Annotated in this window: 9 protein-coding genes; 4 read left to right on the top strand and 5 right to left on the bottom strand. The window is 58.7% G+C overall.

From position 1 onward, the window contains the following. Positions 1–37: 37 nt before the first annotated feature. On the bottom strand, positions 38–529 hold the full coding sequence (locus DBAC_RS18675; RefSeq protein ID WP_012805626.1) for a PilZ domain-containing protein: 492 nt from the start codon (positions 527–529) through the stop codon (positions 38–40). A 76-nt stretch (positions 530–605) separates the two neighbouring features. Here DBAC_RS18675 and DBAC_RS18670 point away from each other — a divergent pair, with 76 nt between their 5' ends. From DBAC_RS18670 to DBAC_RS02135, 4 genes are all read left to right on the top strand, one after another. Continuing rightward, the gene (locus tag DBAC_RS18670) at positions 606–1,076 is read left to right on the top strand and encodes a hypothetical protein (protein WP_143890752.1); all 471 of its coding nucleotides are present in this window, start codon (positions 606–608) and stop codon (positions 1,074–1,076) included. A gap of 149 nt (positions 1,077–1,225) precedes the next feature. Then, entirely contained in the window at positions 1,226–2,584 is a 1,359-nt protein-coding gene (locus tag DBAC_RS02145) for a deoxyribodipyrimidine photo-lyase (RefSeq protein WP_012805625.1), read from the top strand. A gap of 15 nt (positions 2,585–2,599) precedes the next feature. After that, positions 2,600–4,366 carry an autotransporter assembly complex protein TamA gene (locus DBAC_RS02140; RefSeq protein WP_012805624.1) on the top strand — a complete coding sequence of 589 codons (1,767 nt, stop codon included), beginning with the start codon at positions 2,600–2,602 and terminating at the stop codon, positions 4,364–4,366. After that, complete coding sequence (locus tag DBAC_RS02135; RefSeq protein WP_012805623.1) at positions 4,366–8,583, top strand: translocation/assembly module TamB domain-containing protein; 4,218 nt, start codon at positions 4,366–4,368, stop codon at positions 8,581–8,583. Before DBAC_RS02140 ends, DBAC_RS02135 begins: the two co-directional genes overlap by 1 nt. A 38-nt stretch (positions 8,584–8,621) precedes the next feature. Here DBAC_RS02135 and DBAC_RS02130 read toward each other — a convergent pair whose 3' ends face one another. The 4 genes from DBAC_RS02130 to ilvN form a co-directional block, all read right to left on the bottom strand. Then, positions 8,622–8,873 (bottom strand): hypothetical protein, encoded by a 252-nt coding sequence (locus DBAC_RS02130; protein WP_012805622.1) that lies wholly within the window; start codon positions 8,871–8,873, stop codon positions 8,622–8,624. Positions 8,874–8,875: 2 nt separating this feature from the next. Next, the gene (locus DBAC_RS02125; protein WP_012805621.1) at positions 8,876–10,984 is read right to left on the bottom strand and encodes an ATPase, T2SS/T4P/T4SS family; all 2,109 of its coding nucleotides are present in this window, start codon (positions 10,982–10,984) and stop codon (positions 8,876–8,878) included. 59 nt (positions 10,985–11,043) lie between these two features. Further along, positions 11,044–12,033, bottom strand: coding sequence for a ketol-acid reductoisomerase (gene ilvC, locus DBAC_RS02120; protein ID WP_012805620.1), 990 nt, complete (start codon positions 12,031–12,033; stop codon positions 11,044–11,046). A gap of 61 nt (positions 12,034–12,094) precedes the next feature. Next, on the bottom strand, positions 12,095–12,583 hold the full coding sequence (gene ilvN / locus DBAC_RS02115; RefSeq protein ID WP_012805619.1) for an acetolactate synthase small subunit: 489 nt from the start codon (positions 12,581–12,583) through the stop codon (positions 12,095–12,097). Positions 12,584–12,586: the final 3 nt, after the last annotated feature.

Genomic DNA, 12,586 nt, shown 5'->3' with positions numbered 1-12,586 from the left:
ATATACCGCTCCTCTCCGCCATCACGTTGATTTGAAATTATTGGGGAAGAATGTATTTTCCGAGAACTTTGTCAAAACTATGTTCGCCCAGAAAAAGAGCGCCAACCTTTGAGCCGCGTATAGACTCTATCGATATCTTCTTTTCCATTTTCGAGCGTTCACAATCATCCAAAATAAATCTTAATACCAAGACAGATCCAACAGTAAAATCACAGCTATTACATTCAAAGCCAACTCCTGTCAGAGAAATGTCTGTCACGATCACATCTCCAGCAGGATCAATTGACTCAAAAGAATCATAAAGAAGACCATGTATATAGGTTTCTTTCCTATAATATTTCCTAAAATTGAAAGAAACCTTGAATTTATGCGCACATCGACGACATGCTGCGTTTATGTTCCAATGATAAACGTCTTTTATTCTCTCAACTGCAACTTCTTTCTCCAGCTTGCATTGGGGGCAGGCAAAAGAGACAACCATTTTATTGTGCACAAAAACTTCAACATCTGATATTTTGTCGTCGCTCATATTTTTTCTTTTTGTTAAAATTAAGATACTGCAAAAATATGCCGCAAAATACAGACCCTTGGAAACCAAAATTTACATGACCCAGCCCACGAAGAAATCACATAAAAAAGGCGTCACGTCGCAATCCGGACTGTTTGTGCGAAATGACACGCACTGCCGCTCGTTTCAAGCTAAAAATCACATTTTGAACAGCCGCCGAATCAAATTTCGGCTCATGAAAAAATTTCGGATCACCCATGCGCCGCGCTTCAAACCCGAACACAGCCAGCAGCTCGGCTGGTCGCATCATCCCGAGCAACGCCAAAAACGGAGCCGGGCCTCTCGCGTTGAATCAGCCATAAATCCGAAGCGTGCGACACAAAATGTAAAAGTCAAAAAAATCATTGAGATCTGTAGAATATCATTACAAATTCGAGCCAACAATGCAATCCATATAATCAGATTACCGCCTTCCCTTTATGGACTGCACGGACCGCGTTTCAAGCGTGACTCACCAAGCAACGCGCATACAAAAAGCTCAAAAACCAAGATTGACAGCGTTTTATAACTGAACAAGAATTGCAAGTGAATGCCTCGCACAGTACACGGAGGCGGCCCCGCAATAAATCGAACGCCACATGCCCGTAAGGGGCCTCCTCTGGCTGATGGGTTTGTAAGCGCACAATTTCAAGGCCCGGCCGCAAAGGAAAACCGTCCATGAATCCACGTCGCGTGAACATGTTGCGAAACGCCCCGTTAGGCCAGGGTCCGGTGCTGTATTGGATGCACCGGGATTTTCGGGCCGCCGACAACTGGGGATTGACCTATGCCCGATTGCAGGCGCTCAAAAGCGGACAGCCTGTGGCCGTGATCTTTTGCCTGGCTCCGGACTTTGCGGAGGCCACTGCGGTTCATTTCAATTTTCTGCTCGATGGACTGACAAAAACGGCCCAAACGCTCAGGCGGCAGAACATTCCCTTTTTCGCCCTGTCCGGCATTCCTGGCCTTGAAGTCGCGAATTTCGCCCGCACGCTCAAGGCCAGCCTTGTCGTCACCGATTTCGACCCGTTGCGCATCAAGGCGCAATGGCACAAGGACCTGCTTTCGGCCTGGAATCAAGCCGTGCATGAAGTCGATTCGCGCAACATCGTGCCCGCGCGGGTGGTCTCGGATCGGCGCGAATTCATGGCGCGGACCCTGCGCCCCAAAATCAAGCGTCTGCTCGGTGAATTTCTGGATGAATTCCCCGTTCTGCCCATGCACCCGCATCCATGGCCGACAGCGGTCTCGGCGCCTGACTTTAGCTCCCTGCGGCACAAAATCCGCGATGACGGCAGGCGCCAGGCTCTGCGTGTCGAACCCGGCGAGCAACCAGCCCGCGACCTGCTCTGTCATTTTCTGCAAAACAAACTGCCCGTCTACGCGAACCGCAACGACCCCAACCAGGATGTCTGTTCGAGCCTTTCCGCGCACCTGCACTTCGGCATGCTCTCCGCCCAACGCGCGGCGCTTGAAACACAGGCATGCGGGCTGGCAGGAGAAAATGTCGACGCCTTCCTGGACGAGCTCATTGTCCGCCGTGAACTCTCGGACAATTTCTGCCTCCATACCCCTGGCTACGACACCGAAGAGGGCTTCCCCGCCTGGGCCAAGGAGAGCCTGCACAAACACCTGCGCGATCCCCGCCCCGTCATCTACTCTCCGGAGGAACTGGAAGCGGCCAGGACCCACGACCCGCTCTGGAACGCCGCCCAGACCCAGATGCTTCGCAGCGGCAAGATGCACGGCTATCTGCGCATGTACTGGGCCAAAAAAATCCTGGAGTGGTCTTTGTCCGCAGCCGACGCGCTGCGCACGGCCATCCGCCTCAACGACCGCTACAGCCTCGATGGCCGGGACAGCAACGGATACACAGGCATTGCCTGGTCCATCGGCGGGGTGCATGACCGTGGCTGGACCGAACGGCCGATTTTCGGCAAGATAAGGTTCATGAATCTTGCGGGGGCGCGCCGGAAATTCGACGTGGACCGTTTCGTAAGGTCCTGGATTACGCCCCAGGATGATGCCTCAATCTGATCCCAGGAATCGTACATGTCCGTTTCGCAGGGCCGTCTCCTTCTCTTTGTGTGCCTGACCCTGGCTTTGTTTCCGGCGCCAGGCCTCTGCGCATCCGCCGAATACACGGTCGACATTCCGGCTCTTCCGGACGGCCTTACCCCTCTGCTTTCCTCCGTCTCCGACTGCGTGAACCTGCAGGACAATCCTCCCGCCACTCCCGGCCTGCTGCGCAAGCGAGCGGCCAACGACGTTGAATCCTTCAACAGCGCGCTCCAGGCCAGAGGATATTTCAAGGCCGAAGTAACGGGAGAAGTGGATACCAACGTGACCCCGCTGGCCGTCCGGTTCACGATCGAACCAGGACCGCGTTTTGTTTTCGAAAAGCCCCGGCTCGTGCTTCAACCCGAGGACTCTGCCCGCAAGCATCTGTATGCCCCCCTAAGCAGGATCAAAGCGGGCGAAAAATACTCGTCCAGCACGATTCTGGACGTTGAAACGGCTCTGCTGGAACGCTTGAAGGAACACGGATACCCCTCGCCCGTGGCCCGCGAAAAAAAAGTGATCGCGGATCACGCCACGGACAAGGTCAGCGTAAGCTTCACCATCGACACAGGACCCGCCGCGAAATTCGGATCCACTCAAATCCTGGGGCTTGAAAATATCTCGGACAAGGTCGTCACCGACGAATTGGCCTGGGAGGAAGGGAGCCCATATGACCGGCGCAAAGTGGACAAGACCCGCGAGCAACTCATCCGCACCGGACTTTTCCGTTCGGTGCGCATCAGCGCGGACCACTCCGGAGGCTCTGGGATCGTAGAGATGGGAATCACTCTGCTTGAAGCCCCGCAGCGCAGCGTGCGTGCGGGTCTGTGGTATTATTCCGATCTGGGGCTGGGTACCAACGTGGGCTGGACGCACCGCAACATTTTTGGCGCAGGCCAGGAATTGCGCCTCGATGCCGAACTCGCCGAAAACCTGCAGCGGGCCAAATCCGATCTGATCCTGCCACGCATGTGGCATCCCCGCCAAACCCTCGGGCTTTCGGCCCAGTATGAGCACGAACTCACGGACAGTTACGATTCCACCAACCTTTCCCTCTCGGCCCTCATGCGCCGGCCTGTTTCGGAACTGCAGGTGGGCTACGGGCTGGCCTACCGACTGGCCGAGGTGGAGAATGATGAATTGCGGCGCTTCAACCTTTTCTCCGTTCCTCTCATCGCCGAATTCTCCAATGCCAACAACGTGCTGGACCCCACCAGCGGCATCACTCTGGCCGCCCGCATGGAGCCCTTCACCGACATCCAGGACAGTGAAACATCCTTTGTGCTGTGGAACCTTTCTGGCAGGCACTACCTGCCTCTAAGCAAAAACAAGTCCATCGTCCTGGCCACGCGTGGACGCTACAGCCTGCTGGCAGGGGCCAACCGGGACAGCATCCCCGAAGACATGCTCCTGTATGCCGGCGGCGGGGGCTCGATACGCGGTTACGCCCATCAATACGCGGGCGAACTCGACGAGGACGACGATCCCCTGGGCGGCGTGAGCGCCGTGGATTTTTCGGCGGAATTGCGTTTCCGCATCAACCGCGAATACGGAGTAGTCCTTTTTGGAGACGGGGGCGGCGCTTTTTCCGGCAGAAACCCTTCGGAGAAGGAGGATTATTTTTGGGGAACCGGCGCCGGGCTGCGCTACTTCACGCCCATCGGACCGATCAGGGCGGATGTGGCCGTGCCCCTTGATCGCAGGGACGGCGTGGACGATCCATTCCAAATTTACATCAGCCTGGGGCAGGCTTTCTGATGCATCCCGTCATATCCAAACGCTTACGAAAATCCGGCTTGATTCTCCTGGGCTGCGTGGTCCTCATCGCCACATGCGCGGGCCTCATCCTGGGCACGGACAAAGGGCGGCAAGGATTGCTGGACACCATCACCCGTCTCACCCAGACGCAGGCCTTTCACCTGGAAATGGAGGGCCTGCGGCTTGGCGAAACCTGGAGCCTGGACCGCCTGACCGTGAGTGATGCCCAAGGCCCCTGGCTCAACGCTGAAAAACTGAGCGTACGCCCGCTCCTGACCGAGCTGTTGCGGGGCAAAATATCCCTGCAGCACGTGGGTATCGACCGCCTTGAAATACAGCGTCTGCCCGAGTCCGAGGAAACGTCCGAGACCTCGGAATTCTCGGGGCCACCTTCTTTAAGCATCGCCGGCATGGATATCGATTATATTCGCCTCGCTCCGGAGGTCGCGGGGCGCGAAGCCCTGCTCTCCCTGCATGGCGCGCTGGCCCTTGACGCAAATGAGCCTCACGCCCGTTTGCGCGTAACCCGGCTGGACAGAACAGATGACCTGGCGGAGCTTGATGCCCGCCTCGATCTTCGCAAACACACCCTTGATCTGCGTCTGGACGTGCACGAAGAACCACAGGGGCTCCTGCACTCCGCCCTGGGCATGAACGGCACACAGGGCATTTCGCTGCAGGCCACAGGCAGCGGTCCCATGAGCGAGTGGAACCTGGGCTTTGAGTCCGTGATTTCCGATGTCGCGCAACTGGCCGGCAACGCGACCATTTCTCTGGACCCAGAACCGGACGTCGAACTGCGGGCGCTGGTCACGCCCGGTCCGGCCTGGAACCTTTTCACCGGCCTGCCGCAGGAAACAATGACCTTCAGGGCTGAAGGGAGCTGGCATGATCCCGTCCTGCGCATTGCCCGCCTTGAGCTGCAAAGCCCGACCGGCAGCCTTGGCGGCAACGCCACCTGGAATTTTGAGAACCAGACCCTTGCATCCACGGCCAACGCGCACAACGTGAACGTGTCCTGGCTCATGCCCGAAAACATAAGGACAGGCCCCATCAATGCTTCCGCTTCCCTGCATGCGGACCCAAAGGGCATGCGCGCACAGGGAACAATTCTGCTGCGCGAACTGGAAATCTCCGGACACGCCGTTCCCGCCGCCGAAGCACGCCTGTCTCTGGGCATTCCCGCAGACGCCGAAGGCTGGCAGGTTGTAACGCAGCTTGAGGCACAGACCCCGAGCCTGCCCGAAGGTCTGCGCGCCTGGTCGATGAATGCCACCCTCGGCGACGACGGGTCATCCTTTTATGCCAAAGAGCTGCGTCTGGAATCAGACCGCCTGGGGCTGTCGGCCAACGGCACCCTCGACTCCCTCGTGAACATACATGCACGGCTTGATCTGCGTGAGCCGCCTGCGGGGTCCACGCAAAAACCCTTGTCGGCAATTCTGGACACAACGCTTGAAGGGCGGGTGAACCGTGCGACCTCGAGTATGAATGCCAGCCTCGAAGCCACGGCCGTCCGGATCGACGGCTTGCCCCCGGAGCTTGAACAGCTGCTGGGACCAAACAGTCGCGTGCTGGCCAACTTCAGCCTGTCTCCGCAGCTCTTCAGCGTGCACGAAGCGCAGCTGCAGGCGCGGACATCGGCAAAAGCCAGCGGCGCGTACGACCTGGAAAAGAACACGTTTCAGGCCAGGCTCAGCGCCGCCTTCCCGGAAATCAGCAATGCGGCCGTGCGCATCGCGCAGGGGGCAACCCTACGCGCCTCGGCCTCGGGCAGCCCGGACGCCTTTGGGCTGAACCTTTCCGCCGCAACAGAGAATATCGGCGTGCAGGAGCTGTCCCTTTCCTCTGCCAACGCGACAGCCACAGTGCTCGGCTTGCCTGCCCGGCCCAGCGCCACCGTGAAGGCGACGGCCATGGCCGAACAGGAGCCCGTCAGCCTTGAGCTGAAAATCGAATCCGCCAAAAACCTGCTGCGTATCACGGAATCCGCCCTGCATCTCCCGGAAACAGTCCTGCGTTTCAACGGCGACATTCATCCGGACCCGCTTTTTTTCATCGGCGATGCAGATTTTCAAAGCACTGATTTACGCTCTCTGGGCCGCATCCTGAAAAAGGAAATCGGAGGCGAACTTTCCGTGCAGGCCCGCCTCGATACACTCAAAGGAAAACAAAAAGTCACCCTGCAGGGGCAGGGAAAATCCTTGTCCGCCATCGGGGCCCGCATCGACGGAGCGTCCTTGAGCGGCACGCTGGCCGATCCCGGACTGCCGGGCGAAACGGATATCGAGCTGAAGCTGACATCGGCGAGCCTGAACGATATCAAGGCCGACACGATAAACGCGAGACTGCGCGGAGTGGAGTCAGGCTACGGATTCGACATCGGGATCGTCCACGCTTCTTCCCGCACCGACCTTTCGGCCAAGGGGGTACTGTCTTCGGACCTAAGCGGCCTTGCCCTTGAACATCTTCGCGGAATCCTGCTGCACCAGGAGCTCAAGCTTGAGTCCCCCTTCAGCATGACCGTCTCGCCCACCGGGACAAGCTGGCGGGAGACCAGCTTGAGTTTTGGTCCGGCGCGGCTGCGCTCTCAGGGCACCATTTCGGGCGAAATCACGAATATCACCGCCGACCTGACCGGCTTCGACCCTGCGCTGTTGCAGCCTCTTTTCCCTGAGCTGCCGAGCGCCAGCGTCAATGCCCGGCTTGGCGTCAAAGGCGCACCTTCGGAACCGGACGCGCAGCTCTGGGTGCAGGCCAGGGATATCAGCCTGAAATCTTCGGGCCTTGAGAGTCTGCCCAATCTCGACGCCACGGCCGAGGTGCGCCTGCGCCAAAATATGCTGGAAGCGCAGGCATCCCTGGCCTCAAAAGACACCCTCGAAATAAGCGCAAACCTTTCAAGCCCAATGCAGATCGACCTCTATGCGCCTGCTCTCCCCTTAGGAGCGCCCATTTCCGGACAACTCACGGGCCACACCAGGCTCATGCTGCTGCCGCACCTTCTGCGCCTTGATGATCAGACCCTGGAAGGAGATTGCGCTCTCGATTTTCGCATCAGCGGCACCTGGGCCGATCCGAAACTCTCGGGCACTGCCCAGGTGCGCGATGCGCGCTACGAGAATTACCGCAGCGGGACCATTATCCAGGACCTGGACATGGACGCCAAGGCCGACGGGTCCGTCCTGACGGCAACCCTCTCCGCCACGGACGGCGCAGCGGGCACGGCCGAGGCCACGGGCCAGGTGGACCTTTTGACGCTCAAACACATTGTCGATGTGCTTTTCAGCAACTTTCAACTGCTGCGCCAGGACCTGATGCAAAGCACGGCAAAGGGCGGCCTGCGCCTGCAGGGAAATCCGGACGGAACCGAGCTGCGCGGAAACATCACCCTCGACCCGACCACAGTCCGTCTTCCGGCGAAAACCCAGGCCGATCTGGCGCATATTGAAGTCCAGGAAATCAATGTTGAAAATCCTTCGCCACGAGCGGAAGGCAAAACCGGAAATTTTCTGCTCGGCTTTGATCTGCGGGTGGCCATCCCGGCCCGTCTGAGCGTCCAGGGCCGGGGCCTGGACTCGGAATGGTCCGGAAACCTGCACATCGGCGGCAACCAGATCCAGCCCGTGATCACTGGCGAAATGAACCTGTTGCGCGGCAAGTTCGATTTTCTCGACCGCACCTTCACCTTGAATAAAGGCTCCCTGGCCCTCGGGGGCGAGACCCCGCCCAACCCCTTCCTGGAAGTGCTCGGCGAAACCCGGATCCTGGAAAATCTCGTCCAGGTGCGCATCAGCGGTCCCGCCAGGGATTTTCGGGTGAGCCTGTCTTCCGTTCCAAGCCTGCCCCAGGACGAACTGCTGGCCCTGATCCTTTTCGGCCGCTCGCTACGACAGATATCCCCGCTGCAAGCGGTACGCCTTGCCCAGGCTGCCGCGGAAATAACCGGCTTTGGGGCGAGTCCGGATTTTCTGGACTCCATCAAATCAAGCCTCGGGCTACAGGAAGTGGACGTGACCAAAGACGAGGAGGACAACACCGCCGTCGGCGTGGGAGGTTACTTCGGGGGCAAATATTACATTCGCACCCAACGTAGCGTTTCAGGACAGGATCGGACCAAGGTCGAAGTGCAGATCACTCCGAAAATCAGCGTGGAGACCGAAGTGGGATCAGATTCCCGGCAGGGCGGAGGGGTGATGTGGAAACACGATTATTGAATCCGGCGAAGGTCAAAAAAAAAGGCGGCCGGGGCTGACTAAAGCTCGTCGTCGGGATCGGAAGCGGCGGGAGCGGCCTTGATGGTCAGGGTCAGCACATCATGCAGGACCTTGCCCCGCTCCTGAGCCAACTGTTTCCACTTCTTCTTTTCCTTTTTCATGGCCTCAATGGTCATAAGCAGGTCTTGAATGGTATGGGCGGGATACCCGTACTTGCCATGCTTGCCCTTGCGCAATTCTTCGTCGTTGCGCTCTTTCAATGCCCTGAGTTGGCTTGAGGAAAGTATCATGGCTAACCGCTCGCGGCCCGGACCTGGTCCATGTCGGTCAGGCCCATCATGACCTTCATCATGCCGTCCTGCTTGAGGCTCAGCATACCTTCGGTCACAGCCTGGGCCCGGATCTCCTCCGTGGGCTTGCGGTGCTTGATCTGGTTCTTGATGCCGGATGAATTGACCATGAGCTCATGCACGCCCACCCGGCCCTTGTAGCCGCCCACGCACTGCCCACACCCGACCTTGCGGAAGAGGGTCGGCTTGCCCTGCAGAAATTCCTTGGCATGGATCTCCCAGCCCTGCCCGAACTCAAGGGCCATCTCCTCAAGTTCCTTGGCATCAGGGGTGTAGGCTTTCTTGCAGCTCGGGCACAGAGTCTTGACCAGCCTCTGGGCCAGAACGCAGAGCAGCGAATCCGCGAAGTTGAACGGATCCAGATCCATGTCCAGCAGGCGGGTCACTGTTTCGGGGGCGGAGTTGGTGTGCAGGGTCGAAAAAACCAGATGGCCGGTCAGGGACGATTCAACGCCGATATGCGCTGTTTCCTTGTCGCGCATCTCACCGATCATGATCACGTCCGGATCGGCTCGCAGGAACGAGCGCAGGGCCGAGGCGAAGGTCAGCCCGATCTTGGGGTTGACCTGAACCTGCCTGAGCCCCTCCTGGGTGATTTCCACCGGATCCTCGGCAGTCCAGATCTTGCGCTCGGGAGTGTTGATGTAGCTCACCGCCGAATGCAGGGTCGTGGTCTTGCCCGAACCCGTGGGACCGACCACGAGGATAAGCCCGTACGGCTTGTAGATGAGCTTCTCGAAGGCCGCCTTGTTCTGCGGCAGCAGGCCGAGCTTGTCCAGCGGCAAGGGCTTGCCCGAGGCCAGCACGCGCAGCACCACGTCCTCCATGCCCTCCAGGGTGGGGATGGTCGCCATGCGGTATTCCACGATCTTGTTGCGGTCGGGCAGCTTGATCTTGATCTTGCCGTCCTGGGGCAGGCGGCGCTCGGCGATGTCCAGGCTGGCCATGATCTTCAGACGCGAGACGATGGGTCGCGCCAGGGGCAGGCGAACCTTGCGAAATTCATAGCAGGTTCCGTCCAGCCGGAAACGGAACATGCAGTAGCGGGACTGCGGGTTGGGCTCGATGTGGATATCGGACACGTTCTTGCGCCAGGCCTCCACCAGCAGGGCGTTGACCATGCGCACAACCTCGCTGTCCTGGTCGCTCACCTCGGCCTCGGTCTCATCTCCCGCCGTGACTATGTCGGCGGACTCGACATCCTCGTCAAAAGCCGCGGCCAGATCCTCGCCCGAGCTGAACTGCTTGTAGAAGTGCTCGATGTACTGCTCGATATCCCCGGCCAGAGTGACCTTGGCCTCAACGTTGGACGTGCCGTATATGAAACGGATCTCGTCCAGACGCCCAAGGTCGAAGGGATTGGTCATGAGCACGGTGATGGTGTTGCCTTCCTGGGAAAAGGGAAGCCAGCCATACCGTTTGAGAAAATCCGGATCAAGGCGACGCTTTTCGAACAGTTCAAAAGGCGGCTCTTTGCCCGCGGAGAAGGGCACGAACTCGGTGCCGTAAAACCGGGACAGGCTCTCGCCCAGATCCTTCTTGGCGATCTTGTATTCCTTCAGCAGCAAGGCATCCGAATCCTTGCCTTCCATGGACATGACCGTCGAGAGCTGGTCGGCGCTGATGAGGTTCTTTTCGAGAAGATGGGAATACCGGCTGCTGCTCGATGTAACGGGGCGGGGGGTCAAAGCCTTGATGCGCTGCTCGATGCCCGGAAAATCGGGATCGAGAATGCGCACTTTTTCAAAAATGGACCGCGCTTCCTTGTGGTCGTCCTGATGCAGGTAAATGAGTCCGGCACGGAAATAGAGTTTGGCAGCGACCTTGGGGGGATAATCGTTTTCGCCCAGGATCTTGAGAGTGACCTCGGCCTGCTCCTGGACCTTGCCGAGCTTGTTCAGGCTGTCGAGCATGAGCCGAACCATGTCGTAGCTGCGCACGCCATGGGAATAGCCGCTCCGGCAAATGCTCAGGACTCCGGCATAGTCATCCTTGGCAAACAGGTTCCAGGCCTGGGAGAGAAGTTGCTCTTCACTCTGCGGATTATCCATGCATCGTGCTCACGCGTTGGTCCGGATTCGGGCGACCGGGAACCGGTCGCCCGAAAGGATTATTTCTGAAGCCAAGCCATCATTTCGCGCAGGCTGTCTCCGACCTTCTCCACCTGATGCTCGTGACTCTGACGCCTTCTGGCCAGGAAGAAAGGCAGGTTGGCCTTGTTTTCCAGAATCCAGTTGCGGGCAAAGGTGCCGTCCTGAATCTCTTCGAGCACCTTCTGCATGGCCTTGCGGGACTCTTCGTTGATGACCCGCGGGCCGGTCACGTAGTCGCCGTATTCGGCCGTGTCGCTGATGGAGTGGTGCATCTTCTTGAATCCACCCTCGTAGAGCAGGTCCACGATGAGCTTGAGTTCGTGCATGCACTCGAAAAAGGCTATCTCAGGCTGGTAACCGGCCTTGGTCAGGGTTTCGAACCCGGCGCGGATGAGCTCGCTCACGCCACCGCAGAGCACTGCCTGCTCACCGAACAGATCGGTCTCGGTCTCTTCGGCGAATGTGGTTTCAAGCACGCCGGAACGCGTTCCGCCGACGCCGGCGGCATAGGCCAGGGCCTTGCCCAGGGCCTGACCCGTGGCGTCCTGATACACAGCCACCAGGCACGGCACTCCGCCGCCCTTCTCGAATTCGCGGCGCACCAGATGTCCCGGGCCCTTGGGCGCGATCATGACCACGTCCACATCCTTGGGCGGGACGATCTGGTTGTAGTGGATGTTGAATCCGTGACCGAAGACCAGGGTCTTGCCCGGAGCCAGATTCGGCAGGATTTCTTCTTCGTAGACCTTGGGCTGGTACTGATCCTGAACCAGAATCTGGATCAGGTCGGCCTTCTTGGCCGCTTCGGCCGCGCTGACCGGCTCGAAGCCGTGCTCACGGGCCAGCTGCCAGTTGGGGCCGCCCGGACGCTGGCCGATGATGACCTGCACGCCGGAGTCGCGCAGATTCTGCGCATGGGCGTGACCCTGGCTGCCATACCCGATGATGGCCACGACCTTGTCTTTGAGTATATTCAGATCAGCATCCTTGTCATAATAAACTTTCATAGTATCTCCTTCTCTCGTGAATATTAATACCCGCAAAAACGGGTCCTCAGCCAATTGATCTTCAGTCGGCAAGCTGCATGCTGCGGCGCATGGCCACTGTCCCGGCGCGGATGAACTCCTTGACGCCGAAACGCTGCAAGAGGGCCACCACGGCCTTTATCTTGCCCTGATCACCGGTGATTTCAAGGGTCAGCTCGTCAGGGCTGACGTCGACCACCTTGCACCTGAAAATATCCGCTATGCGCAGCACTTCCGCGCGCTTGGCATCCTCCGCGCCGACCTTCATGAGCACGATCTCGCGCTCCACAGCCTGCAGGTGCGTCAGATCGACGACCTTGATGACGGTGATGAGCTTGTGCAGCTGCTTCATGATCTGCTCGATGATCTGTTCGTCGCCGCTGGTGCAGATGGTTATATGGGAAACTCCCATTTCCAGGGTCGGGCCGACGTTCAGGGATTCGATGTTGAATCCCCGGCCGCTGAACAGGCCGACCACGCGGGACAGGACTCCGGGTTCGTTCTCGACAAGTATGGATAAGACATGTCTCATGGC

This window comes from Desulfomicrobium baculatum DSM 4028 (genome assembly GCF_000023225.1).
GTDB classification, from domain to species: Bacteria; Desulfobacterota; Desulfovibrionia; order Desulfovibrionales; family Desulfomicrobiaceae; genus Desulfomicrobium; species Desulfomicrobium baculatum.
The sequence above is the reverse complement of the archived record's forward strand: the minus strand, read 5'-3'. Positions and strand labels throughout refer to the sequence as shown.